The sequence below is a fragment of the Rheinheimera texasensis DSM 17496 genome, assembly GCF_000711985.1.
In the GTDB taxonomy this organism is placed as follows: Bacteria; Pseudomonadota; Gammaproteobacteria; order Enterobacterales; family Alteromonadaceae; genus Pararheinheimera; species Pararheinheimera texasensis.
Window position 1 is genome coordinate 850867 of the sequence record NZ_KL544005.1, and the last position, 26836, is coordinate 877702.

The window sequence follows — 26836 nt, forward strand, 5'->3', positions numbered from 1 at the left end:
GCGGTATCATCCGGTCTTTGGCTTTAATTGCTGAAGTCCCGCTGCCCGGAATTTGTCAGATGCTGCATTTGTGTTCGTTCATACTGCGTCCATTGTGCCTGCTGGTCTGCTGTCTGCTGCTGGTGAGCTGTCAGCCACAACAACAAGCACAGCTGCGGATTGGCACCAATCTTTGGCCGGGCTATGAACCGCTGTATATCGCCCGCGATCACCGGGTGTTTCAGGGGTTGGACGTGCAACTTATTGAATACCGCGCCGCTGGTCAGGTTATCAATGGCCTGCGCAAAGGTACTATCAATATGGCTGCAGTGACGCTGGACGAGGCTGTACGCATCGCCGCCAGTGGTATTCCGGTTGAGGTGATCTGGTTATTTAATATCTCTGACGGCGCCGATCAGCTACTGGTCCGCCCTGGCATTAACAATATCTCCGAGTTGAAAGGCAAAAGAATTGGCGTCGAAAGTAATGCACTTGGCGCTTATCTGCTGCAACGGTTTTTCAGCCAGCATCAGCTGTCCGCTGCCGATTATCAGGTCGTTGGGCTAGACCTCGCCGCCCATGCGCAGGCGATGGCCAACGCCGAAGTCGACGCCGTGATGACCTTCGAACCGGAAAAAAGCAAAATGCTGCGCCTGGGTGCTAAAGCCTTATTTACCAGCCGTGAAGTGCCTGGCGAAGTCATGGACGTGCTGATTGTGCGTAAAGACGGCCCGGACGTGCCCACCGAAGCCCAGCTGCAACAATTTATCCGCCAGTATCACCAGTTGTTCAGCCAGATTGAGGCCGACTTACCGGCCTGGTACGACGCTTTAAATAAACGGATGAAATTATCACCGGCTGAACTGGCGCAAACCTACAGCGAGCTGCAGATCCCATCGGTCGCGATGCAGCGCACTATCCTTAGTAACAAAACCCGGCTGGCGGAAGTGATCAAGGGCTATGAAACCGTATTGCTGCAGATTGGCATGATTGAAAAACCCTGTCCCTGCAGCACGCTGATTAATACCACCTATCTGGAAACGCTGCCATGAGGCTATACATCAGTCTGCTGCCACTGCTGCTGACGCTGGTGTTAACGCTGCTTGGCGTGACCTTGTTATACGCCCTGCACCAGCATCTGACGCGGGAACAGCTGATCAGCGCCGAGCAACATCACCTCAGTACAGGGCTGCTGGAACAGCATGCGTTGTTGCAGGGCTATCTGCTCAGAAACGACATTGCGGCACTGAAAAACTGGGCCTCGCTGAAATCTGAAAGCCCGCATATCCAGAGTGTGTTGGTGGTGTCGCCCACCTGGCAAATCCTCGCCGCCCATCAGGTCGCACTGGAAGACAGCCCGCTGGCACAGCACGACGCTGTACTGCAGCGACAACTGCAGCAATTACCGGCGCAAAGTATGGTCAGCCCGCTGACACTGCCACAACCTGCCCCCGATATGCTGCAAATGGCATTACCGTTGCAGTTTAATAGTCAACAGGGCTGGCTGGTCATTCAATACGACATGAAACCGGCACTGCAGCGTGGCTTGAGTGTCACCCTGCAAAATATGGCGGTGTATCTATGCAGCATGTTACTCAGTGGGGTACTGACATATCTGCTGCTGCGCAATATTTTGCATACGCGTCTGCGCCGGCTGGAGACGGCCTTGCAACAATATTCCCGCGGCGACCACCAGACGCGGGCTCAGGTCGAAGACAACAACGAGTTTGGCCGGCTGGAACTGATGCTGAATCAGACCTTCGATGCGTTGGATCAACAACGCGAGATGCGCCGCCACAGTGAACTTTTTAACCAGCTGGTGTTAAACAGCACTACAGATGGCATCATCAGTGCCAATACTCAGGGCCATATTCTGCAGGTCAATCAGTCCGCACTGAATATCTTTGGTTATCAGCACCAGCAGGAACTGACCGGTCAGGATTTAAATCTGCTGATCCCGGCACAGTACCGCAGTGGTCATCAACAACACCTGGCCGGCGCGGCAAACAAAACTGAAGGCCCGGCCCATGTGCTGAACCGGCTGCGCCAGGTTGAAGGCTTGCGTAAAGACGGCTCCTTAGTGCCACTGGACATCACACTGACCAAAGCCGAGTTGTTGGGGGAAACCATCTATATCGCATTTTTAAAAGACAACACCGAACAGCGCCGCTATCAGCAATCGATTGAAAACCTGGCATTTAAAGACAACTTAACCGGCTGCGCCAACTTAAACGGCCTGAAGCGTCAGGCGGCAACGCGGCCGGACTTACACTGGATGTATCTGCTGAATATCGATGGCATGTCTAATCTGAACCACAGCCTCGGCTTTGATATCGGCGACCAGCTGATCAAAACCAGCGGTCAGTTACTCCGACAACACAAACCGGCAGAAGCTCTATTAGCCCGCCACGAAGGCACCGACTTTATTCTGCTAAGCCCGCAGCAACCGCAGCAGATGCTGGCGATTTTCCGCGACTTACAGCAGCAGGACATCAAGTTAGACGGCATCAATTACAAACTGAGTTTTTGCGTGGTTTATCAGTTGGTCAATGCGGAACTGGACTTCGACCGCCAGCTGCATGGCGCCGAGCTGATGATGCGTCAGGCTAAAGCCAACGGTCGCGCCAGCATGCAGCAAGTCGAACCTGGCCTGATTCAGCAGTTGCAGCAAAATGCCCTGCTGTGTCAGCATCTGGAGCTGGCGATCCGTGAGCAGCAGTTGTTTTTCCACTTCCAGCCGAAGTTTTCGGCTTTAAGCCGGCAACCGGTTTCAGCTGAAGCGCTGATCCGCTGGCAACCGGACGGCAAAATGGTATCACCAGGCCTGTTTATTCCGCTGGCAGAACAAAGCCATCTGATGCCGGAACTAGACCGGTATGTCATTGCCACAGCCTGTCAGCAGATCCGCCGCTGGCTCGATCAGGGTTACCACGTATTGCCGTTATCGATTAATTTGTCGGCGCGTTATCTGACCGACGAGCAAACGATTAACTTTATTTTTCAGCAAGTTGGTGAATTTGATATTCCGGCATCTTTGCTGGAAATTGAAGTGACCGAATACAGCCTGATCAGCGACGAACAGCGCACGGCCGACAATATGCATCGGTTGCAAAAAGCCGGCATCACGCTGGCGATCGATGATTACGGCACCGGCCATTCTAATCTCGCGACAGTGCTGAGCCTGCCGGTACAAAACTTAAAAATCGACCAGAGTTTTATCCGTAAAGGCATGAGCAGCAGCAAAGGCCGGGCTGTACTGGAAAATATCCTGCAACTGGCCAAATCGCTGCAGGTCACCACCACGGCAGAAGGGGTGGAAACCGAAGAGCAGCTGCAATATCTGCAGCGCTCCGGCTGTGAATTTATTCAGGGCTATTTGTTGTCGCGGCCATTGCCGCTCAATGACTATGAAGCTTTATTGCGCCGGCAAACTCACTCCGATTAAAAAGCGGCGCTAAAGGTCTGCTGCAAATAAGGCTGTAACTGCTGCCACTGCGCATCAGTAAAATATTGCCGGTAACTGGCGACTAAACGCTGCTGCACTTGCGGCTGTGCCATCAGCTCGTCAATATACTGCATCAATTGCTGGCCATGTGCCTCGCGATTACAGACGACAAATCCTTCCAGATACAGCGGCAGCCCTTGTAGAGGCAAAGCGGTGTAAGTGGTGTTGTCTTGCTGAACCTGACGTAAATGATCTATCCGCACCGGATAATCCATGATGGCATCAATACGCCCGCGTTTTAACATTTGCCAGAGTTTGAGTGTTACATCCTGGCCATGCACCAGATAAAACTGATTGGGTCTGGATTTAATCAGCTGGTCAATCGTGGCACCGTAGCTGCTTCCCGCTGTAATACCGATTTTGCGCCGCGCCGGATGACGCAACCAGTTCTGCAAATCAACCTCATCCTGAGCGGCCTGTACTTCGCCCGTGACTGTGCCGGGCTCGGATTGCCCTAAGGTAATCAGACGCAGCGAAGGCGAGACATTTAATGGCCTTGCGCTGTATAACCAGCGTGCTGCCCGTTCGGTAGTTTTCAGTTTGTTGATGGTGCAATAGCCGCTTTGCGTCAATAATTCAAAGCCACGCTGCATAGCGACATGGACGTATTTCACCTGCAATTGCGGCGCACTTTGCAGCAATAATTGCCAGTGTTGCATCTGTGTGCTGTAGGCCTTGGCGTTGCTGTCTGAGAACTCAGTGGCAATAGTGACTTCCTGCGCCCACAACTTCGGGCTGCAGGCCAACAAACCAATGCCAATCAGCAAAATACGCCAGCACTGCATAGCCTACCCTCAATGAAAATAATTCTTATTGAGTGTAACGAGCAGATTGAGCAGAACAAGCTAATGTTGGACAGAATTTTGCGACATTCCGTCGAATACCGGCAAAAAAGCGACAAATAGTTACCTTTTTGCCGGATTTCGCTACATAGCTGGTTCAGTGTCAATGCACGTCATTCCGGCCGCCGGCACGCCTCAGCCTCAGCTAAATCGCGCGCAGCGCGCCATTCCAGACTGCTTTTTAATACCAGCGTCAGCAGCGCCAATAACGCCAGCAAAGATGACACAGCAAAAGCGGCAGCAAACTGATATTCGTTGTACAGGATTTCAATATGTAGCGGCATGGTATTGGTCTGTTCGCGGATTTTACCGGACACCACAGACACAGCACCAAACTCGCCCATCGCCCGTGCGTTACACAAAATCAGTCCGTACAGCAGCGCCCATTTCACTGACGGTAATGTGACGCGGATAAAGGTCTGCCAACCGCTCGCCCCCAGCGTCAGCGCAGCTTCTTCGGCTTCACGGCCCTGCTGCTGCATCAGTGGAATAAGCTCGCGCGCCACATAAGGAAAAGTGATAAAGATGGTGGCGAGCACTATACCCGGCACCGCAAACATCACTTGTAAGTCATGGTCGTTCAGCCATTCGCCCCACCAGCCGCGCGCACCAAAAATCAGCATCAGGCTTAGACCAGCAATAACCGGCGACACCGCAATTGGCAAATCAATCAGCGTGATTAAAAACTGCCGGCCACGGAACTGAAATTTGGCAATGGCCCAGCTCGCCGCCAGACCAAAAATCGCATTACAGGGCACCGCAATCACTGCGGCAATCAGCGTCAGCTTGATGGCATGCGCAGCAGCCGGTTCAGTAATAGCCGCCAGGTAAACCTGCCAGCCTTTGCTGAAGGCTTCGCCAAACACTATGACCAACGGCAACAGCAAAAACAACGCCAGAAAGCCCAGCGCCAGAGTTAATAAAATGCCGCGCAACCACAGCGGCTCTGTGGTGGCGCGTCTTGGTTGAAACTGTCCTGAAGCACTCACCGTCCACCTCCGTGCCGCTGCTGACTCCAATGCTGCAACGCATTAATCAGGAGCAATAAAACAAACGAAATTAATAACATCACAGAACCAAGCGCCGCGGCGCCGGCATAATCAAACTCTTCGAGGCGGGACATGATGAGCAGCGGCGTGATCTCAGTGCGAAACGGCATATTGCCGCTGATAAAGACCACAGAACCGTATTCGCCGATGGCGCGGGCAAAAGCTAAAGCGAAACCGGTCAGCAAAGACGGGATCAGCGCCGGAAAAATCACCCGGCAAAAAATCTGTAGCCGGTTTGCCCCTAAACTGGCGGCCGCTTCTTCCAGTTCCTGCTCTAAATCTTCCAGCACCGGCTGCACCGTACGCACGACAAAAGGCAAGCCGATAAACACTAACGCCAGCGTAACGCCAATCGGCGTATAAGCGATTTTGATGCCCCACTGATAAAAATACTGGCCAATCCAGCCGTTTGGCGCATAAATCGCCGTCAGCGCAATACCGGCCACTGCCGTCGGCAGCGCAAAGGGCAAATCAACCAAAGCATCTATGACTTTTTTAAACGGAAAGCTGTAACGCACCAGCACCCAGGCCACCAGCAAGCCAAACACCAGATTAATCAGCGCGGCAATAAAAGAACTGCCAAAGGTCAACTGATAGCTGGCGATGGCGCGCTCACTCGCCACCACTTTGACAAAACCGGCCCAGTCCAGCTCGAAGCTTTTCAGCACCAGCGCCGACAGCGGCAGGAACACCAGCAAGCTCAGATAGAAAGTGGTAAAGCCCATACTCAGGCCAAAACCCGGCAATACCGGTTTTTGCGTCGATTTTTTAAACAAAACGAATGCTCCTGTTACCGGACTCAGCGCGCATAAATCTGGTCAAAAATACCGTCTTCGGCAAAGTGTTGTTGCTGCACCAAATCCCAGCCACCAAAATCAGCGATGGTTTTCAGCTCCAGCTGTGGCAGCGCCGCCACGCCCGGCACCGGCTGCAAAGGCCGGAAATAATGCTCAGCCGCTAACTTTTGCGCCGCTGGCGTGTATAAAAATTCTAGGTAAGCCTGCGCCAACGCGGTGGTGCCTTTGCGTTCGGTGTTTTTCTTCACCACAGTCACCGGCGGCTCGGCCAGCACTGAAATCGACGGCACCACAATTTCAAACTGGTCCGCACCCAGTTCCTTCACCGCCAGATAAGCTTCGTTTTCCCAACTCAACAGCACATCACCGATTCCGCGGCGGGCGAAGGTGCCGGTCGAGGCGCGGGCACCGCTGTCGAGCACCGGCACGTTGCGATACAGCTTTTGCACGAAGGCTTTGGCGCCATCTTCGCTGCCGCTGCTTTTCAGGCCATAAGCCCAGGCGGCCAGGTAATTCCAGCGCGCGCCGCCGGACGTTTTTGGATTGGGCGTGATCACGTCGATGTTGTCACGGACCAAATCGTTCCAGTCATGGATGTTCAGCGGATTGCCTTTACGCACCAAAAACACAATGGTCGAACTGTACGGCGAGCTGTTATGCGGTAATTGCTGCTGCCAGTTGGGGTCAATCAGCTTGCCGACACGCGCCAGCGGCTCAATATCCGCAGCTAAGGCTAAAGTGACCACATCAGCGCGCAGACCGTCCAGCACCGCGCGGGACTGACTACCAGAGCCACCATGCGACTGTTCAACAATCAACTTTTGGCCGGTTTTTTCCAGCCAGACTTTGGCGAATTGCTGATTGATATCGCGGTAGAACTCACGGGTTGGGTCATACGACACGTTCAGCAGCCGTACTTCTTTGGCTTGCGTTTGTGTATTCGCCTGCAGCTGTGGTGCTGTAACCGTCAAGAACAAGACTGGCAACAGCTGACAAAAGCGGCGGACGATGCTGCTGTGCCTGAATAATTGCAAGTGGCGCCGTGTTGCGCTGACCTGCAGGGCTGAACTGAATAATTGCAACTTGTACTCCGCAATCAGGGCTGACCACCGGTCGCGAGGCTCCGGCAGTTTCAGATATACAGACGTCTGAACATCTCTTGATGGGAGTAAGACTAAAACAATTCGGTCAAGATAAAAAGAATCAAAAAGTGCGGAGCTATAACCAAAAGTTATGCTCGCAACTTCAGCGCTGTAACCGGTACTGCCACCAGGTCCAGCCGGTCAGCGCCACAGTGCAAATTGCCCAGCACAGGCCTAGTTGTGGTAGCAAAGCCAGGCCGCTGGGTGACAAGCGCAGTAGTTGTAGCAATATCAACAAGCTTGTCGCCAGTACAAAACCGCAGGTTAGCGCACGCAGCAGTGCCAGCAGCCACCAGCCTTGTTTACGGCCATAAGATTCCGCCGCTCCGCACAGCATCAGGACAACCAATACGCCGCCGAGCGCCAGCAAAACGCGCAGCGCGGGCACGGCATACAGGCTTTGATGCGCCGCGTAGCCGAGATTTCGCAGCGACCAGGGCGTGCTTTGCCAGTAATCGGCCTGTGGCAGCACCTGCAATTGTGTATTCAGTGATTGTTGTCGCAGTTGATAAGGCGCAGTTTGCGGCCAGTTCGGCTGTTCAGTTAACAACCATTTGCCGCTGGTTAAATCCAGCTGCACTTTGGCGACGGGCCAGCCCGGTGTGTCCAGCAAGGTCGAAAGTTCTGGTCGGGTGAATGTTGTGGCTGTTTCTTTGGTGGCAGCGATTGGCTGTGGCAGCGGTGTTGGAAACAAGGCCTGATAGTAGGCGGCACTGTGTTGTTTAATCAGTTCCGGTGCCCAGTTGCCGTATTGCGTCAGCAGCGCCGAGCCAAAATACCAGCAAAGCCACGGCAGGCTCAGCAGCGCCCCGGCTAAGTGCCAGCGTAACGGCCCGCGGCCAAAAAACTGCGTAGTACCGGCTTGCCGCCTGCGCTGCCAGAGCAGATAGATACCAGACAAAGTTAACGCCAGCAGCGCAATCGAGAGCCCGATTAACAGCGGCTGCGCCGCACTTTTCAATAAGCCCGCCAGCTGATAATGCAGCGAGAAAACCAATTCACCGACGCTATGCCGGCTGTTACCTGGCGTCAGTTCCTGCGGCGAACCGAGGGCGGTGAGACCCGCCTGCGCAGGATCTGTGGGAAGTTGTAGCCAATAACGGGTTAAAGTCCAGCTGCCGGGTTGTTGCAGATGCAACGTCAGATAAGGTTTGCGCGCTGAAGCGAATTCTACATACAGCTGCGCTGCGTTAGGTGCTTGCTGTTGTTGCCATTCCAAGGCCAGCTGCAACTGCTGCGCGGCGGGTATTTCGACAGCACGGGCCTGCGTCAGCGCGGGCGTCAATGCCAAATCCAGTTCAGCACGGTACAACGATAAAGTGCCGCTCCAGCTGACGATAACCGCCAGCGGCAGTAACACGGCACCCGCCAGCGCATGCAGTGTTTTTTGCCGTTTCGCCAGTTGCAGCAGACCAAACGCCAGTAAGATCAGCAGCACCAGCTGCGTCAGCTGGGTCCATAACAGCGCATCGACAACACCCAGCGTCGGCGTCAGCCAGGACAACAGCCAAGTTGCCAGTTCGCCACTAAGCCAATATCCCAGCGCACCGCCGAGGCTTAACCAGAGAATATTGCTGAACAATGGGCTTCCTTTTGAGTTGTTGCTTTTCGGCGGAAGTTTACGTTGGCGCATGTACGCCACGTGGTGGTCAGCGAGCGGTGTTCGTACGGCGACGCTGGCGCTTGCCGGTACCTACCCTAGACCTTCCTGTTATTGGCTTGGCGGTTTAGGCGAAATCCCGTATAACAAGCGCATATTTTTCCATGCGGATTGTCGCATCAATGCAGCTGACTGAACAACATCACCCTGAGTTTGGCGACATTGCCAAACAAAAAATTGCCGAATTTAATGCCTTACACTGGGACGCCAGCCTGCGCCAGCCGCTCGGCCTTGCCATCCATGCTGACGACGGCACTTTGCTCGGCGCCTTAGCCGGCCGCACTTTTGGCAACTGGTTTTATCTGGAATCGTTTTGGCTGGCACCCGAATTACGCGGCAAAGGCCAGGGTTCAGCGCTGTTACAGCGCGCCGAGCACATCGCCCGCGAACGCGGCTGCCGTTATGTGGTGCTGGACACTTTAGATTTTCAGGCGCGGCCATTTTACGAGAAACACGGCTATCAACTGCAATGGACGCAGCAGGACTACCCTTTCGCCGGCGGCGCTAAATATTTTATGAGTAAGGTGCTTTAACACAACCTTCTAACTAGTTGATACACTGTAGCCTGAGCGAAGAACAGAAATTTGTTACGTTGTAGAGGTAGGCCTAGCGTCTAAATGAATGCCACGTACTACGGGTAGGCACAATCTTGAGACGACCAGCCTACCCCTACAGATTTTAAAATATCTGCATTTACCACAAAGCGACGATTCAACTGAACTCGCAAAACGGCTGCATCATTACTAAAGCAAACCATCAGCCGCATAGTGCATGCGGGCCTGTACCGCACGGCCGTTCACCAAATCGACCGCCGGGCAGTTAAGCAAAAAGTGAATTTCGATATGGCTGTGTCAATGGTGGCAACGACCCGGTTTGCAATGCAGCTTAGTTGTATAAATGAATTATGAGGCCGGAGATCAAGCCCTAGCCGGCCGCGTGACTTGAGCTTCGCGAATGGGCAGGTTAGCGAGCGCTGCCAGCGCCGCCAGTGCCATGTCGGCGTACCACATCCAGCTGTAGTCGCCCTGCACCGTCAGCGCGATGCCACCGAGCCAGGCGCCAAAAAAGCCGCCAATCTGGTGGGCGAATAAGGCAATCCCAAACAAGGTTGCCAGATACCGGGTACCAAATAACTTGCCGACTATCGCAGCTGTCGGCGGTACCGTCGCCAGCCAGGTGAAGCCAAGGCCGGCAGCAAAAATGTAGAAGGTCCATTCGGTTTTAGGCAGTAACAAATAAACCGCAATTAACAAAGCGCGGCTGCCATACATCGCCGCCAGCACCGATTTACTGCGGAATTTCGTCACACAGGCCCCGGCGTACAGGCTGCCGGCAATATTCGCCAGACCGATGATGGCGAGCGACCAGCTGGCCACGTCGGCCGGCAGGCCACATAAACTGACTTCACCGGGTAAATGCGTCACCAGAAAAGCAATATGAAAACCGCAGGTGAAAAAACCAAAACTTAATAAGGCATAACTGCGATCACTAAGCGCTTCGCCGATGGCATGGCGCATGCCTTTGTCATCAGCGTGTTTGACCGGTGCGGCGCTGCCGCCGGTGAATTTGGCAATCAGTGGAATAGTTGCCAGTGCCGCCAGCGCTAAGGCCCACATCGCGCCCATCCAGCCGACACTTTGAATCAGCTTTTGCGACAACGGCGCAAACACAAACTGACCAAAAGAGCCGCCGGCATTGATGATCCCCGACGCAGCGCCGCGCGCCTCAGCCGGCAACCGCTGCGATGCAGCGCCGATGAGCACCGAAAAACCACTGATACCGGAGCCGATGGCCGTCAGTAAGCCAACGCTCAACACCAGCCCCAAAGTACCGCTGGCAAAAGGCGTCAGCGCGCAACCGGCCGCCAGCAGCAACAAACCGCCAACTAACACCGGCCCTGCGCCAAACCGGTCGGCTAAAGCGCCAGCCACTGGCTGCGCAGCGCCCCAGCTCAGCTGTGCAATCGCCATGGCAAAACTAATGGCCGCAATGCCCATGCCGGTTGAACTGCTGATGGGGCTGACAAACAAACCAAACGACTGGCGGATGCCCATCGACACCATCAAAATCCCGGCCGCCGCCAGCACTATCACCAGCAGATCTGGGCGACGCACACTTTGAAACATGACAAAACCTTAGTGCCGGGCACAGCAATCACAGATAGATTCAGCATGATGCCGCCTGCCTACAAAAATCGCTAGTAGACGTTTTGGTAACAGTGCGTTGCCGGAACTGAGTTGGCAGGCGTTCGGGATGGCGACTAAGAGCGAAAAGCGGTTTTATCGCGGCAAAGCCAACACCGCCACCACTGCGTTCGCCCGTTCGCGCCTCCCGCGCTCACTCTTGATCGCTCACTCCGCGGCAGCCGGCGCTGGCTTTGTTGGGGATTGCAGAAGACTGCTATGAGCGAAAAGGAGACTTAGCAAATCCAAAACTTTGAGGTTTCAGATGTCTGCTCAACGACCAGTTGCGGAACTTACCTTGATCTGACCAGCTGCAACAAAAAGAGACCTTCCGTTACCCACCAAAACAATGTGGCTGTAGAGCAACATTATTTAAATGCAACAGCTCAACAGCCACGTCCCAATGCAACAGTTAGTCGATTGATACCACTATCTTGCCAAACTGGGCGTTTGATTCCAGATATTCGGTTGCAGCGACAATCTGTTCAAACGGAAATACCTTGGCGACTTTGGCTTTGAATTGGCCTGACGCCATACCTTCCGTGATGAATTGTTTGGCTCTGGCTAGCTTTTCATCATTTGCTGTCACTTCGATAAACTCATAGCCGCGAATGGTGGTGTGTTTACCCAGTACGTGCATCACCGGAATTGAAGTGGTCTCGTGACTCAATGCACCGTAAATAAATACGATAGCATCGCGACAGGTTGCCTTAATCACCTTTTCAAAATCAGGTCCGGTCACAGGATCAAATACGACACGGGCTCCTTTGCCTTCAGTGATCGCCAGAATTTCTTTTTCCAGATCATGCACGCCCACCTGAAGCACATGCTTAACACCGGCTTTCTTTAACTCCTGCACTTTTTCATCTTTGCGGGTAATGGCGATAGGTTCAGCACCGACGGCATAAGCGATTTCGACGGCGGCTAAGCCGACACTGCTTGAGGCCGCACCTAATACGACAAAATCACCTTTGTTTAATTTGGCAATATCAATCAATGCGCCCCAAGCTGTAGTGTAAGGCATCCATGTCGCAGCAGCTGTTTCGAAACTAACGCCGACAGGGTTTTTCACTACAGCCCGTGCCGGAGCGACGACTAAATCCCCGTAAAGACCATACTCGTCAAACATAAAAGCCGGGATCACACTGACTGCGTCACCAACAGCAAATTCTGTAACGCCTTCGCCGAGCGCATTAATGTAGCCAGAGGCTTCGTACCCTAAAGTCGCTGGGAATTGCGCTTCAATCACATAACGCCCCGAACGATACATACTTTCCGCCCGGTTCAAACCCAATGCATGAACCCGGATCCGTACCTCACCCGCTTTGGGCTCAGGGGTTGTTACTTCCTCAATTTTTAATACTTCCGGACCACCGGTTTGATGAAAACGAACATGACGAGCCATAATATTTCCTTCAATTTCTGCGCCCGATAAAAGGCTTATCTATCATTTGAACAAGCATCAATAATCTGCACCAATGCTCAACTTTCGTACTGCTGAGTAACATGGTAGCCTTTTTGATTGGATGGATTAAGTAGACAAATAGACACATATTTGTTTCTCAGAAACAGAATAATCAGCTGAGTTTTACTGAAACCACGTGATGAGATGTATGGATAATCACGGCGGATAGCGGCACAAGCCCCAGTTATTCTGAGGCTTGCCACTTGATAAAATGAGTGTGGACTAAAGAAGACAACAAGATCGTCAGAAAAAGTTGGCAGAGCTCGTTCATCACAAGCTATAACGAGAACTGGATGTCATGCAAACTGCGGCAACACATATTCAGCCAATTCCAGTAACGTTTCTTTGGCCGGACGATGCGATACCCGTAAGTTTAATGCCACATGTGACACCCCTTGCTCTTGCTGGCGACGCCACAAATCAATCAGTGTATTTCTTCCTGCCCGGATGCCACGACCCCAAATCAGCGGTGCATTAGGGTTTCTGTCCAGTTCAAAGAAAGTGCCATAACCATAAGGTTTGGGCTCCGACAAACTACTGGTGTGCCATGCCCGTATCAACGCAGGTAAGCTTTCTAAATGGCTCTGGTGACCAATCCATGCATCAGCATGTTGAGCCAACCAGTCCAGCTCTTGTCCGCAGCGACCAACAGCGACTATCGGTAACTGGCCTGTAAATGGTTTAGGCAATAAATCCAATGAACCATCCAAATTGCCAAAGTGTTGAGACTTGTGCCTCGGAAAAGTCTGCTGCGACAGAACTCTTATCATTTCGAACGAGTCCCGAAAAATACTGGCACGCTCTTCAAACTGAATACCGAACGCAGGATACTCTGACGGACGGTCGCCACTGGAGACACCCAGAATAAATCGTCCCTGTGATAACTGATCAACCGACAACGCTTGTTTGGAAATAGCGATGGGATCACGCAAAGGTAAAATCATCCCAGCGGTGCCTATGCTGATTTTAGTCGTCGAAGCGCTAAGCCAACTGGCATAAACCATAGGGTCAAATACCTGCGCCACATCACCAAAAGTCGGATCTCTGAATGGAACATCACGCAGCCATAAGGCAGCAAAACCAGACTCATCAGCCAGTTTAGCGAGCTCAAGATGCTGATGCAGCGTCGGGATGTCACTTTGCGGATAGCCCTCAATGGGCGTCAGTAAACCAAAGGTCAGTTTGTTGGTACTCAATACCTGTTTAAAACTGCTGCGTTGCGAATGGGCTTGGCTGGTCATCAGATAGATCTCTTCTTTCATCAATATGGTAGCGGTGACGAAAAGCGAGGTAGGCAACTGTGGTTGCCTGCCTGTAGTGCAATTAACGTTCTGAGTTAATTGGGTTGCGGTATTCAACCGGGATCCAGTTGTAGCCCTGTGTTTCCTTGCGGATGTGGCCAATACCGGGGAACGGGAAATGTGGCGCTGCAACCAGCCATTTATTTTCAGCCGCAGCAGCTAACATTTTAGTCCGTGATGCAATGGCAGCTTTAGAATCCACATCAACCGCAATAGTGACTTCCGGATGGCGTAATTGCACCGCATGCACATGCACTAAATCCCCCAGCAGTAGCACCTTGTCCTGACCTGATGTCAGCAAATAAGAAGTATGTCCCGGTGTATGACCGTTTGTCGGTAAAATTTGAAAGCCAGCGGCAATCGCCTGACCGTCAGTAAAGGTTTTGAATTTGCCTTTGCTGGCGTAAGGTTTTACTGCGTCGCGTGCCATTTTGAAAAATGGGCGTTGCGGTTCTGGCAGCGTATTTTCCATTTTTACATCCAGCCAGTAATCTGCGTCCTTTTTAGATGCCCAAACAGTGGCATTCACAAAAGCAGCAGAACCATTTGGCAGACTGATACCACAGGCATGGTCAGGATGCATGTGTGTCAATAACACCGCATCCACTTCTTCTGGCGCATAACCAGAAGCACGGATGTTATCAACCATTCTGCCCATCGTCGGCCCGAAGCAATCAGAAGAGCCAGAATCGACTAATACCAGTGACTTACCGTCATCGACTAAAAACGCATTCACAGCCGTTTGCACCAAAGGGGATGCTTTCTGATATTCATTAAAAATGTACTGATGGATTTCTTCCTGTGACATTCCTGATAAGTGTTTTGGGTCAAGGCCGATATACCCGTCGTAGATGGCCGTCACCACGGTATCACCCACCATTTGGCGGTAAAAACCAGCGGCTTGCTGGAATTTATCGGTTGGTGCCGCAACAGCAAGCTGAGCGGCTGACGCTAATGTGACTACACCAATAGCTGCCAGTTTCTTCGCAAATTTACTAAACGTCATTTCGCTTCTCCTGCAATTTAATTGCATCTGAATGTGTTGTATGGCTCGGATACGGGCGACATGACGAATCAAGGTTGATGCCTTCATCGGTCAGTTTGCGACCCGCTCAATCGCCTGCCATCGCTCTCTTCGTCGCACGCACTTAAATGAAGCGGCTGCGAAGTTGACGCTATTTTTCTACACATCAGGACGTTGATAAATCAGCGCAAAAGCACATAATTGTTATCGTTAAAAGAAACAATCAATGCATTGGTTTCGGTCAGAATAAGACTTTAAAACCATGGGAGTGACTATTGTGGAACTGTTAAAAACGATGCAGGTGTTCATTCGTCTCGCCGAATTGGAAAGCTTTACTAAAACTGCGGATGCATTACAAACGGGCCGACCACAAGTCACTAAGGTGATTCAGGAACTTGAAGCAGAACTGGGCGTTCGCTTGTTTCAGCGCACAACCAGAAAAGTAAAGCTGACCAATGAAGGGGAATTATTTTACCAACGGGCCAATGCTATCCTGAACGACATCCGTGACACTACATCGATGTTTAACCGGGCACCCGTGGCTATTCGTGGCAAACTGCGGATCGACATCCCCACTGCTTTTGTCCACGCTGGATTCATGGCTTGCCTGAAAGAGTTTTCACTTGAGCACCCGAATGTCCAGATTGTTTTAGGTGCCACAGACAGAGCCGTAGACTTGATATCGGAAGGGGTTGATTGTGTGCTGCGCATCGGTGAGTTAAGTAATTCGAGCCTTATCGCGAAACGGATCGGGCATGCCAAAATGATCACCTGCGCTGCGCCATGTTATATCGATCAGTATGGTCAGCCACAAAGTATTGCAGAACTGCACCAGCATAAAACAGTCAGCTTTCTGTCTGGCCAGAGTAAAAGAGCTATGCCATGGCATTTTTTGACCAATGGGGTAGACGAGTCATTTACCAGCCCATCAGGATTCACAGTGAACGAATCCCACGCATATATCCAAGCGGCCCTGACAGGTTTTGGCATTATTCAAGCACCGGGAATTGTCGTGAACAGTTACCTCGAAACAGGACTGTTGGTCGAAGTGCTAGAGCAGCATCGACCAGAATCGTTACAGGTTTCTCTGCTTTATCCAAACAGAGCTTATGTCCCACAGCAAGTGCGGGCTTTCATAGATTGGATCCCCCAGAAGTTGCAGCAGGTATACGCAAAATGGTTGGATCACTAGTGGTAACTTGAGAAGTTAATTTCAACTGGGCGAGTAATGTGTGGCAAAGCAACACTTCTGCACTACGTCTTCAGAAATACCATCTGGCTCCAATAGCAAGCCCAACTTCATTCCGGGCCTGCGCAGCCGGTTCCATTTGCGTATCAGGCTGAACCTTAAGCAAAGTCACCAAACCATATGTATTCAATGTTGTGCTATGCAATAAATCCAGCCCTACAGACCATGTTCTGGCATGCCCCTGATGCCGGATATGCGTTGGATCTTCAACATACTGGACTTTGTACAATGCCAGCTTTGTGGCTAGCTGAGCACTCAGGAGCCATGAATTCCCACCCTGTCGTGAAGTTAGGTTTTCAAGATGTTGCGCCATCGCACCTAGCGAAACAGTACCAAGTGTATTTTCATAAACTCTCACCTGTAAAACGACCCGATGACCACGCAGATTGTTTAATCCATTTACATAGGCTGCACCAAGATACATCGTTGTCTGCTTTAAAGCATCGTCGCCATAAGTCACTGACAGGTCATATCCACCCGCCTTCTCATCGCTTATCCCAGTTTGATAAGACGCATTCAGCTGAAACTGCTCAGACTTTGGACTGACATAGGTGAGAATATTCTCCAAGCGGTCCTGCCCCGCGATAACTTGAGACTTGTCAGCCACTGTTTCGCGAAAAAGGTCTACCTTTCCTTCAGACTTTTTAAAGCGGGTATCATTTTTGCCGAAAGACAATTCGCCAAATATTAAGCTGTTAATACCTATATAGGTATTGCGACTAGCAACAGGATGCTGTTTGTTGTCGCTGTCCAAACTATTGACCTGCCACTCATATACTGAAACTATTGAGTTATCCCCTGACAACGCCGTTTGGGCTTTAAATCCAAGGCGTGAAAGGGGGAAGTCCAGTTGCCAACCTTGATCTGCATAGCGAAATAAATCATTTGTCGTATGCAGCGCTTGTACATCAATTTTCCCGTAAAAATGGCTTTCAGTCTCGGCTGCGTAAACATTGTTCCAAGCCAGTAACACTGCAAGCGCAACTGGACGCAAAACCAATCCTTTTTGTACTTTGTTCGATTTTCGGTTCAGCAATATGTCTTGACTAAGTTCATGACGTGACAAGCTGAAAGTTGTCTGTTTCTGCATCAAAATTCCACCGATTTGTGTTAATGCGGCGAGATTTTTGCTTAAAAAGTCTGGGGAATAAATGCTATAAAAATTCAAAAAACTGTTTGCGGCAGCGATAACAATGACTGCTTAGCAGTGGAAGCAGAATTAAATTGAAAGATATATTGGATGATAGCTTTTGGCACAAAGTGACGATTCAACTGCCCATCAAAACGGCCGGTCGATGACTACAGCAGACCGTCAGCCGCAGGGTGCTGGTGGGATGTCAACAAATCAGACATCTGACTTGCCGCCGACTGAACGGGTTTTGGTCTGCGAGACCCGGGAGTATTCAAGGTGTGCGTGTGACGACCAGAAGGCCCAACATGCCGCTGTCCAACACAGCATAGGGGCCATTTTTTTATAACCTCAGGACCCGCTATCATCGCCAGGCTTTAACGCCGCACGCAGTTGCTGCAATTCTTCCCGAATCGCTTTCAGCTCGGCGTGCAGCTGTTGTTGTTCCTGCTGTTCGGCCTGTTTATCCTGCTCGCGCTCCAGCGCATGTTCTTCTTCGCTGAAGGTTTGCATGGTATTGACGATAATCGCGATAAACAGGTTCAGCATGGTGAAAGTTGCGACCAAAATAAAAGGCACAAAAAACAGCCAGGCATAAGGGAACTGCTCCATCACCGGCCGGGCGATGCCCATCGACCAGCTTTCTAATGTCATCACCTGGAACAGGGTATAAAACGATGCGCCGATACTACCAAACCACTCCGGAAACGCGGCACCAAAAATCTTGGTGGCCATCACGGCAAAGACGTAATAAATCAAAATCAACACCAGTGCGATGGACGACAAGCCGGGCAAAGAACCCAAGAGCGCCGACACCACCCGACGCATCGATGGCACCATCGACAGCACCCGCAGAACCCGCAGCACACGCAAGGACCGCAATACAGCTAAGGGGCCAGAAGCCGGAATTAAGGCAATAGCAACAACGGCAAAATCAAACAAACTCCAGGGATCTTTAAAAAATGCCGCACGGTAGGCAAAGATCCTGAGCAGTAACTCCACGACAAACACGCCCAGCAACAACTTATCCAGCAATAGCAGCGTGCTGCCATATTGCGCCATCAGCGCCTGCGAGGTTTCCATGCCAAGCAACACGGCATTGAGCAAAATCAGCGCCAGGATAAACTGGCCAAAACGCGGTAATTCGACAAAGGTTTGCACGCGCGATCGTAGCGAACTGACATCAGATGGTGGTTTCATTTCCATAACAGACTCCTTTAAGTGAACTGCGGGGATTGTAACGACTGCGCCAGAGCAAGCACAGCCTCTGTAAGCTGAATGCAGTATTCTTCATCGTGATCAACGCACGGGATAAAAAAGGCCGGCAAAAGCCGGCCTGATGATTCCCAAGAACTCAAAGTGTTATTGCACTTTCGCCACTTCTTTCACGCCCATGTTCCACAGTGTGAAACCAAAGGTATCGGCGGTTTGTTCAATGGTTTTCGATACCGGCGTACCAGCACCGTGACCGGCATTGGTTTCAATCCGGATCAGTTGCGGATTCGTACCGCCGGCTTTAGCCTGCAGCTCAGCAGCAAACTTGAAGCTGTGCGCTGGCACCACGCGGTCATCGTGGTCACCGGTGGTGACTAAAGTCGCCGGATACGCCACGTCTTTTTTCACGTTATGCACCGGTGAGTAGCCTTTGAGATATTCAAACATCTCCTTGGACTGCTCTGCTGTGCCGTAGTCAAAGCCCCAGCCTGCGCCAGCCGTGAAGGTGTGATAACGCAGCATATCCAATACGCCCACAGCCGGCAGTGCGACTTTCATCAGATCAGGCCGTTGTGTCATCACAGCACCGACTAACAGGCCGCCGTTGGAGCCGCCGCGAATAGCCAGTTTGTCGTTTGAGGTGTATTTCTGCGCCACCAGGTATTCACCAGCTGCGATAAAATCATCAAAGACGTTTTGTTTTTTCAGCTGAATACCGGCTTCGTGCCATGCTTTGCCGTATTCACCGCCACCGCGCAGGTTTGGCACCGCGTACACACCGCCCATTTCCATCCACACCAGGTTGGCGACGCTGAAGCTTGGCGTCAGGCTGACGTTAAAGCCGCCGTAACCGTACAGCATGGTTGGGTTGGAGCCATCCAGCTGCAGGCCTTTTTTGTGCGTGATGATCATTGGCACTTTGGTACCGTCTTTGGAGGTGTAGAACACCTGCTTAGACTCATAATCGTCGCTGTTAAATTTCACGGCAGGTTTGAAGTGTACTTTGGATTCACCGGTGGCCGGGTCATAGGCGTAAATCGAGCCAGGGGTGTTGTAGTTGGCAAAGCTGAAGTACAACACGCTGTCTTTGGCCTTGCCGTCAAAACCGCCGACGCTACCAACGCCCGGCAGCTGTACGTCACGCACCAGCTTGCCGTCGTAGTCATATTGTTGCACTTTGGAAATGGCATCGACCATGTAAGTGGCGAAGAAAGAACCCGCGCCTTTGCTGACTTCCAGTACATTGGCGGTCTCAGGGATCACATCTTTCCACTGGTCTTGCGCCGGTTTGGTCATATCAATGGCGATCAGCCGCTGATTTGGCGCTTTGAAGTTGGTCGAGAAGTACAGCACATCGCCTTTGCTGTCGATCAGGTTGTAATCTGAGCTGCCTTCACCATCCAGCGTGATAAAAGCGCTGTCTGGTTTGGTTAAATCTTTCACCAGCAATTTATTGCCGGATGTCGCGTTGGCCGCAGACACCACCAGATATTTACCATCTTGGGTCACCACGCCACCGACATAACGGTGTTTCTCGGCGTCAGTGCCGCCGTAAATCAGCTGGTCGTCTTTTTGTGGCGTGCCGATTTTATGGTAATACAGCTTGTGCTGGTCGGTTTTGGCCGACAGTTCGCTGCCTTTTGGCTTGTCGTAACTGGAATAGAAGAAACCTTCGTTGCCTTTAAACGAAATGCCGGAGAACTTCACATCGACCAGTTCTGGTTCGAGTTTTTCTTTGGTTTCGGCATTGATCACAAAGACTTTGCGCCAGTCGCTGCCGCCTTCAGAAATGGCATAAGCGGCGATAGAACCGTCGTCAGTGAACTGTAAATCGGCCAGTGAGGTGGTACCGTCGGCAGAGAATCCGTTTGGATCAAGGAACACTTCAGCCGGGCCACCGTCTTTTTGGCGATAAACCACATATTGGTTTTGCAGGCCGTCGTTTTTATAGAAGTAGGTGTAAGCGCCTTCTTTCATTGGCGCACCGACTTTTTCATAATTCCACAGCGCTTCTAATCGTTGTTTGATCTGGTCGCGGTACGGAATTTGCGCCAGATAATCAAAAGTGACTTTGTTTTGTGCTTTGACCCATTCAGCGGTTTCAGCGCTGCGGTCATCTTCTAACCAGCGGTATGGGTCCGCCACTTTAGTTTCGAAATAGGTATCGACCACGTCGCCCTGTTTCGTTGCTGCATATTGCAGTTTTGCCACAGGTGCAGCCTCCGCGACTGTTGTGCCTGCCGCTGCAGTGGCAGCTTGTTCTGGTTTTGGTCCACAGGCGGTTAAAACAGCGAGCGCCACTGCGCCCAGCATCAAACGTTTCATCAAAGCTCCCCTTTGCTTTTTTGTTCAGGCAGCGAGGATAACAAATTTTTCACAGCAGACAAATGCGGTACGCCGCGACTAGGCGCGCGGCAGGCGGTTTTCGCCGCCAAAGCCCGCTAAATCATATCCCCTCAATCATTGAAGCTGTCGGGGATTGCCCCAGTTCCGCTGATGGGCAATAAGTGCCAGCACAATGAGCGCCATCCCGCCGTATTGGCTCCAGCTTAAGGTCAGGTCGTAGTACCAGAAATCAATCAGCACCGTTAACAGCGGATAGATGAAGGACAAAAACGCGATGCTGGTGACCGGCAGACGCTGAAAGGCGCTATACATCAGGTTGTACATCAGGCCGGTATGCACCAGGCCAAGTGTCAGCAATGCGCCGACACTGAGCGCCGGCATCAGCAGCAACGCGGTTTTCTCCAGCGGTAACATCAAAAGCACACCCAACACCATCTGCAAACCAGCGATTTGCGCCGGCGCCACCCCGGTGAGTTTCCGCGTGGTCAGCGTCGCCACCGCATACAAACAAGCGGCAACGGCAGCCAGGCCCACACCTTGCCACAACAGCGGATTGTGCTGGTCCTGCCCGAGGCCAGTGGTGCCAGCCACACCAACAAAAGCCAGCGCCAGCCAGCCCCATTTCGCCGCCGGCGGCCATTGTTTAGTGCCAAAAGCGGTCAGCAATAACAGGAAAAACGGCTGGGTGTGATACACCAGAGTGGCAATTGAAATCGAGCTCAGTTTGTAGGCACCAAACAGACAAAACCAATTCGCCACCAAAGCAAAACCGCCAGCCAGCAGATAACCGCTTTGCCGGGCATTTAGTTTTTGCCAACCACGCTGCCAGCTCAGATAGGCCAGCAAAGCCGCCCCACCGAGCAAACAGCGGTAAAACACCACAGTCGCAGTATCCTGGCCGCTTTCAACGACAAAAAGGCCAATAGTGCCGGACAGCAGCATCGCCACCAGCATGCGCCAGCTGCCAGCAAACTGCGGGTGTTGCAGGAGGGTTTGCATGGATATTCCTGTGAAATTACATCTTTGACGGATAGTGCGGCAGCGCGGCGCGCTAAGCAAGTCTGGCTTGCAGCAACAGTCTGCTGTTCACGCTGCGTTTTTTGCCCTGCGGGCGGCTGTTTGGTTTAATTTTCGTTTTTTCCTTGGCGACTAGTCCGTCTAGCAAAGAGTTCACCTGTCGGTGAGTCACTTTCTTTTGTTTCAGCAAAAGAAAGTAACCAAAGAAAAACCGACCCCGGTTACGCTCGAAAGCCCGTCTGAAAAGTCGCCGTCCAAGGCAGCGCAGCAACTCGCGGTGCGCTAGCGTCGCACCGCTCAAACACTCTGCGCTTTAAAACCTTGGCCAACGATTTTCAGCCGGCTCGCTTCAACGGGGACAGGGTTTTGTAGATGGTCTCACTGACACAACCGAAAGCAACCTGCTGCAATAGCTGACTTGGCTTTTAACTTTCTTCCGCTAAAAACAGCAACCACTAAGAAAACCAATCGCCCGTTGGAGCGAGCCGATGCAAATCAATAGTTTGAGGTTTTAAGCCAGGGGGTGTCTGAGCGGGCTGACGGTAGCAGCCCGCGAGTTACCCTGGCGCCTCAAACTGTTGATTTTCAGCGGGCTTTCGAGCGGAACCGGGTGCGCCTTTTCTTTCGGTTCCTTTCTTTTGGCAAGGCAAAAGAAAGGAACTCACCGACAGGTGAATTCTTTGCTAGACGGTCTTGCGGCAGCAGGCAATAAATGATTATTACAACCAAAACCGCCGCCCGTGGGGCAAAAAATCAAGCCACGCGCTGGGCTGCCCCTTGCCGCCACGACTGCAAAACAGCATCGACAATCAACGCGTGATCGGCGTTCAGCACCAGGTGCTGGTGGGCGTGTAGTTGTGGCCAGTGCTGCCACCAGCCGCCGCAGCGGGCGACCAGGTTAGCGAAATTCACCGACGTGTCGCCGGCCAGATAATTGCGCCAGTGCCGGCAGTGTTTGCGCAGCATCTCGCCATTAGGTTTGCGCCAGCTGACCGGATCTATCGTCACCAGTTCATCCACCCGATAACCGCTGGCAATCACCCTCGCCGCAGTACTGGCGCCGTAACTGTGCGCAATCACCAACACCGGCTGACCGGCATGTTGCTGTAGAAACCGGCTTAAAGCGCGGGATTCAAACCACTGAAAATAATGCTGGCCAGGCAACACGTGCTGGCGCACCAGCCCGGTATATTTGTCCAGCGCACCGCCAACCCAAATCACCCGGCGCAACTCGGTCACACTGCTGTTATGGCCCATGCGTCACCCGCCTTAGACTACTCCAGAACCCAGCCAAATTCATTTAAGATGGCCCGATGTTCAGGCCCGCCATACACCTGAAACCAGGCTTTTTTCAGGCGTTCCCGCACCGCAAAAGGCACACCTTTACGACTGGCTACTATATAAACCGGATTACTGTTTAACCGGAATGCAATTTTATAGCGCGCAGCCAGATCAGGATAAGTGCGGCTCCATTCCAGATACTGAGTTTTATCTTCCAGCATGCCGACCACCCGCTCTTTTTGCAGCAAATTCAGTTTTTGCGTCAGACTGTTAGCATACTGCAGATAGGGCTGAAACTCAGTTTCCAGGCTCACCCGAGCAAATTCATCGCCATACCAGGCGTCGCGCAGCACGCCAATCGCACCGGGTAACAGCAGGATATCATTGAGCTTTTTCACCTTTGGCAGATATTGCTTATCCAGCACCAGCACCGTTTCTTCCAGATAATGCGGGCCGATAAAATCAGCATATAACTCGCGCTCTAAGGTGTAGGACATGGTCAGCATCAAATCGATTTTGCCGTCACGCAGCAAGGCCAGACTACGGGGCCAGGGGCTGCCGACGACTTCGAGACTGCAGCCGGCTTTGTCAGTCAGCAGCTTCAGCAGGCGGTGATGTAAATCGTACCAGCGCGGTAATTGCAGGCCAGCAGCGGCCGTCAGTTCTTTTGACTCGTTCAGATGGGCAACCAGATGGCAAGGCAATAGAGCTGTGGTTGCAGGCTGCGCCGGTAGCAGTTCTTCTGCAGCAGCGCCAAAAGCCAGGCAGAACCACAAAATACTCCAGTTGGCTGGCTTCATTGCGCATCTGCCGACAGTTCAAGCCGGGCTTTTTCAACCAGCTGTTGGTCGAGTTCCTGTTTCACTGCCACGCCGAGCTCCTTAAATTCTGCCGCCTGTTTTATCAGATTACCTTTACCGCTATAAAGTTGCGCTAACGCCTTGTCGTAACTTTCCCGCGCCTTGTCGAGTTGTTTACCAACACCCTGCATGTACTCCAGAAAAGCCGCCAACTTGGCATAGAATCGTTCCGCACGCTGCGCCAGCTCAGCACTGTGCTGGTTTTGCTGCTCAAAACGCCAAAGCTGCCGCACTATGTTCAGGCTGGTCAGCAACGTGGTGGGCGTCGCGACCAGCACATTACGTTCCAGCGCTTTTTGATACAACAGCGGGTCATGTTTTAACGCTTCGACATAGGCTGACTCAATCGGAATAAACATAAACACCACTTCCGGCGAATTCAGCCCGTCGAGCTGGTAGTAGCTTTTATCGGCGAGCTCAGCAATTCGATCACTGACCGCCTGACAATGGGCTTTTAACGCCTCAGCCCGTTCCAGATCCTGTTCGGCGTTGACATATCGGGTATAGGCCAGCAATGAGGTTTTTGCATCGATCACCAGATGCTTTTGTTGCGGCAGGTCAACAATCACGTCGGGCCGGCGCCGGCCCTGCTCAGTCTGAAAACTGACTTCACGCCGGTAATCGACGCCGGGCCGCAGACCGGAATTTTCCAGCACATTTTCCAGCATCAGCTCGCCCCAGTTGCCCTGCAGCTTCTTCTGGCCCTGCAGCGCACTGGTTAAACGCGCAGCCTGGTCGGTGATGGCGGTATTGAGTTTTTGCAGGTTTAACAGCTCAGTTTTCAGCTCACTGCGCTGTTTTAAATCTTCAGTGTGAATGGCTTCGACTTTGTCGCGAAAGCCTTTCATATCAGCCTGTAACGGATGTAACAGCTGCAGCAGGCTTTGCTGGCTCTGGCGGGCAAACTGTTCGCCTTTTTGCTGTAAGATCTGGTTAGCGAGGTTTTCAAATTCTTGTTTTAACTGCAGTTTACTGTCCTGCAACAACGCCAGCTGCTGCTGATACTGGCTTTGTTTTTCGCTCAGCAGTACCTGCAGCCGGTCGTGTTTTTCTTTTAAGCGCAGATAATCCTGTTGCTGCTGCCGCACTTCGTCCTGGCTTTGCTGCAGCTGCATGCGGTGGTCATTCAGCAAACTTTGCTGGTGCTCCAGCTGTGCCTGTTGGCGAATGAGTTGCTCGCTGAGCGACCGATTTGATTGTTGTTGCCGCCACCAGGCCACTAAGGCGCTAATAACACCGGTCAACAGCAGGACTTCCAGCCCAAGCCTGACCGTATTGAATTCGTTCATTTTGCCTCCGTTTCAACGGCTTAGCCCTACCACTGTATTACTATACAGCTTTTTAGGCCGTTGTCGCGCCTGTGTCAGTTGGAGCTCAGGCCGAAATCAGCTAGGCTGGTTTGATAGTGAGAACTTTTACAAGGTGCCTTGATGACCGCCAATAAAACTATTGCCACTGCTGTCCCGGTGTCGGACTACCTGGCGGCAATCACAGATCCTCAGCGCCGGGCCGATTGTGAGCAATTAAAGACGATGATGCAGGAGATCACCGGCTGTGCAGCGACCATGTGGGGCAGCAGTATTGTCGGTTTTGGCCAATATCATTATCGCTACGACAGCGGCCGTGAAGGTGATATGTGTATGGTGGGGTTTTCCAGCCGTAAAACCGATATCAGTATTTATCTGGTGGCTGAAGGCGAACTGCAGCAACAGCTGCTGGCGCAGCTGGGTAAACATAAAATGGGCAAAGCCTGCTTGTCGGTAAGGCGCCTCAGCGATATCAACCTGCAGGTGTTGGAACAGTTACTGCGCGGCTCAGTTGCGGCGATGCAAAAACGCTATGGTTGTGCATAGTCGCAACTGTGCCATCAATCAACACCCCGGGCTTATTCGCTGGCCGCTGTGGCTGGTTTACGCATCAGCCGGTACACGATAGCCAGAACTGCGACGACAAAAAGCCCCAGCGATACCAATACCAGCCCTTTGCCCAGCAATTGATGATACTGCATCAGAAACGGCAGTTTCATCAGTGTCTCGCTGGCCAGGCTCAGCACAAAAGTCCAACACCAGGCACTGACCAGGCTGATCATGGTCACATGCAGGAAGGTCAGCCGGGTCATGCCCATCATCATCGGGGTCAAGACGCGGACAAAAGGAATAAAACGCGAAGAAAACATCGCCAGCAAGCCGTGCCGTTCCAGCAAAGATGTTGCACGCGGCAAACTGTTATCGGGCACGATACGCCCGATGTGATGCATAAACCGGGTATGCGCCAGCGCATACCCCTGCCAGTACGCTAACAGACTGCCGAGCCCCGCCGCCAGCGGCATATAGATGTAAACCACTTCCGGCTCAATCACTTTGGCGGCCATCAAGCCACCGGCCATCAGCACCAGACTGTCGCCGGGTAATGGCAAAAACACAAAAGCTGATTCGAGAAACAAAATCAGTAATAAACACCAAATCAGCAAATCCACTTTCCCCAGCTGGATCAGCTGATCAAAATTCTGGTGCCAGATCGCCATGAGCATTTCTTGCATCGACTGCGGTTCCTCTGGAGGGCAGATCAGCTCTGCCACGGATTCTGGTAGGTCGCATTTGGCATACAGCCGTGACCTTGCGCCATCTTTCCGGTCAAAAACAAACAGCTGGGATCAGCTGTGCAAAGGCGGACTTTTTAGCGGCTGGCCAGCCATTCGTCAAACAAAGTTTTTTGGCTAAGGCGGTGCAATCTCAGCTATTTTTCCAGCGAATAAACCAAGACTGCTGACATTTTATTGATTTTTAAAGCAA

General features: G+C 52.1%; 22 protein-coding genes. 5 read left to right on the forward strand and 17 right to left on the reverse strand.

The annotated features are described in order from the left end of the window. Positions 1–59 precede the first annotated feature (59 nt). On the forward strand, positions 60–1031 hold the full coding sequence (locus tag Q399_RS0114265) for an ABC transporter substrate-binding protein (RefSeq protein WP_051686013.1): 972 nt from the start codon (positions 60–62) through the stop codon (positions 1029–1031). Continuing rightward, a complete protein-coding gene (locus Q399_RS0114270) occupies positions 1028–3424 on the forward strand; it encodes a putative bifunctional diguanylate cyclase/phosphodiesterase (protein WP_031569528.1) in 2397 nt (798 codons plus the stop codon). The genes Q399_RS0114265 and Q399_RS0114270 overlap by 4 nt, the downstream gene beginning before the upstream one ends. Here the strand turns inward: Q399_RS0114270 and Q399_RS0114275 are convergent. The 5 genes from Q399_RS0114275 to Q399_RS0114300 form a co-directional block, all read right to left on the reverse strand. Beyond that, the gene (locus tag Q399_RS0114275; RefSeq protein WP_031569529.1) at positions 3421–4269 is read right to left on the reverse strand and encodes a hypothetical protein; all 849 of its coding nucleotides are present in this window, start codon (positions 4267–4269) and stop codon (positions 3421–3423) included. The genes Q399_RS0114270 and Q399_RS0114275 overlap by 4 nt on opposite strands. A gap of 170 nt (positions 4270–4439) precedes the next feature. After that, positions 4440–5315 carry a sulfate ABC transporter permease subunit CysW gene (gene cysW, locus Q399_RS0114285; RefSeq protein WP_031569531.1) on the reverse strand — a complete coding sequence of 292 codons (876 nt, stop codon included), beginning with the start codon at positions 5313–5315 and terminating at the stop codon, positions 4440–4442. Beyond that, positions 5312–6151 carry a sulfate ABC transporter permease subunit CysT gene (cysT, locus tag Q399_RS0114290; RefSeq protein WP_031569533.1) on the reverse strand — a complete coding sequence of 280 codons (840 nt, stop codon included), beginning with the start codon at positions 6149–6151 and terminating at the stop codon, positions 5312–5314. Before cysT ends, cysW begins: the two co-directional genes overlap by 4 nt. Positions 6152–6174: 23 nt before the next feature. After that, on the reverse strand, positions 6175–7254 hold the full coding sequence (locus Q399_RS0114295) for a sulfate ABC transporter substrate-binding protein (RefSeq protein ID WP_281172244.1): 1080 nt from the start codon (positions 7252–7254) through the stop codon (positions 6175–6177). Positions 7255–7417: 163 nt separating this feature from the next. Then, the gene (locus Q399_RS0114300) at positions 7418–8896 is read right to left on the reverse strand and encodes a PepSY-associated TM helix domain-containing protein (protein ID WP_031569537.1); all 1479 of its coding nucleotides are present in this window, start codon (positions 8894–8896) and stop codon (positions 7418–7420) included. Positions 8897–9096: 200 nt separating this feature from the next. On the opposite strand from Q399_RS0114300, the gene Q399_RS0114305 reads away from it, so the two are divergent. Then, the gene (locus Q399_RS0114305; RefSeq protein WP_031569539.1) at positions 9097–9507 is read left to right on the forward strand and encodes a GNAT family N-acetyltransferase; all 411 of its coding nucleotides are present in this window, start codon (positions 9097–9099) and stop codon (positions 9505–9507) included. 384 nt (positions 9508–9891) lie between these two features. Here Q399_RS0114305 and Q399_RS0114310 read toward each other — a convergent pair whose 3' ends face one another. The 4 genes from Q399_RS0114310 to Q399_RS0114325 all read right to left on the reverse strand — a co-directional run bounded on the left by Q399_RS0114310 (position 9892) and on the right by Q399_RS0114325 (position 14929). Beyond that, entirely contained in the window at positions 9892–11100 is a 1209-nt protein-coding gene (locus Q399_RS0114310; protein WP_031569547.1) for an MFS transporter, read from the reverse strand. Between the two features lie 469 nt (positions 11101–11569). Beyond that, complete coding sequence (locus Q399_RS0114315; RefSeq protein WP_031569549.1) at positions 11570–12562, reverse strand: zinc-dependent alcohol dehydrogenase family protein; 993 nt, start codon at positions 12560–12562, stop codon at positions 11570–11572. A 356-nt stretch (positions 12563–12918) separates the two neighbouring features. Beyond that, positions 12919–13863 carry an LLM class oxidoreductase gene (locus Q399_RS0114320; RefSeq protein ID WP_031569551.1) on the reverse strand — a complete coding sequence of 315 codons (945 nt, stop codon included), beginning with the start codon at positions 13861–13863 and terminating at the stop codon, positions 12919–12921. Between the two features lie 82 nt (positions 13864–13945). Beyond that, positions 13946–14929, reverse strand: a complete 984-nt coding sequence (locus tag Q399_RS0114325; protein WP_031569553.1) for an MBL fold metallo-hydrolase — start codon at positions 14927–14929, stop codon at positions 13946–13948. Between the two features lie 295 nt (positions 14930–15224). On the opposite strand from Q399_RS0114325, the gene Q399_RS0114330 reads away from it, so the two are divergent. Then, entirely contained in the window at positions 15225–16139 is a 915-nt protein-coding gene (locus Q399_RS0114330; protein ID WP_031569555.1) for a LysR family transcriptional regulator, read from the forward strand. 70 nt (positions 16140–16209) lie between these two features. Here the strand turns inward: Q399_RS0114330 and Q399_RS21680 are convergent, their stop codons facing one another. The 7 genes from Q399_RS21680 to Q399_RS0114370 form a co-directional block, all read right to left on the reverse strand. Then, positions 16210–17364 carry a porin gene (locus tag Q399_RS21680; RefSeq protein ID WP_157836315.1) on the reverse strand — a complete coding sequence of 385 codons (1155 nt, stop codon included), beginning with the start codon at positions 17362–17364 and terminating at the stop codon, positions 16210–16212. A 312-nt stretch (positions 17365–17676) separates the two neighbouring features. Next, positions 17677–18531: an ion transporter gene (locus Q399_RS0114340; protein ID WP_031569559.1), complete on the reverse strand. Its 855-nt coding sequence runs from the start codon at positions 18529–18531 to the stop codon at positions 17677–17679. A gap of 156 nt (positions 18532–18687) precedes the next feature. Further along, positions 18688–20865 carry a prolyl oligopeptidase family serine peptidase gene (locus Q399_RS0114345; protein WP_031569561.1) on the reverse strand — a complete coding sequence of 726 codons (2178 nt, stop codon included), beginning with the start codon at positions 20863–20865 and terminating at the stop codon, positions 18688–18690. Positions 20866–21000: 135 nt separating this feature from the next. After that, positions 21001–21885, reverse strand: a complete 885-nt coding sequence (locus tag Q399_RS0114350; RefSeq protein ID WP_031569563.1) for a DMT family transporter — start codon at positions 21883–21885, stop codon at positions 21001–21003. A 771-nt stretch (positions 21886–22656) separates the two neighbouring features. Beyond that, the gene (locus Q399_RS0114360) at positions 22657–23160 is read right to left on the reverse strand and encodes an alpha/beta fold hydrolase (protein WP_031569565.1); all 504 of its coding nucleotides are present in this window, start codon (positions 23158–23160) and stop codon (positions 22657–22659) included. Between the two features lie 17 nt (positions 23161–23177). After that, a complete protein-coding gene (locus tag Q399_RS0114365) occupies positions 23178–23984 on the reverse strand; it encodes a substrate-binding periplasmic protein (protein WP_031569567.1) in 807 nt (268 codons plus the stop codon). Continuing rightward, positions 23981–25333, reverse strand: a complete 1353-nt coding sequence (locus tag Q399_RS0114370) for a DNA recombination protein RmuC (RefSeq protein WP_031569569.1) — start codon at positions 25331–25333, stop codon at positions 23981–23983. The genes Q399_RS0114365 and Q399_RS0114370 overlap by 4 nt, the downstream gene beginning before the upstream one ends. Before the next feature lie 141 nt (positions 25334–25474). Between Q399_RS0114370 and Q399_RS0114375 the strand changes: the two genes are divergently transcribed. Further along, positions 25475–25897, forward strand: a complete 423-nt coding sequence (locus Q399_RS0114375; protein WP_031569571.1) for a DUF1801 domain-containing protein — start codon at positions 25475–25477, stop codon at positions 25895–25897. Between the two features lie 32 nt (positions 25898–25929). Here the strand turns inward: Q399_RS0114375 and Q399_RS0114380 are convergent, their stop codons facing one another. Further along, complete coding sequence (locus Q399_RS0114380; protein WP_031569573.1) at positions 25930–26583, reverse strand: DedA family protein; 654 nt, start codon at positions 26581–26583, stop codon at positions 25930–25932. Positions 26584–26836 lie beyond the last annotated feature (253 nt).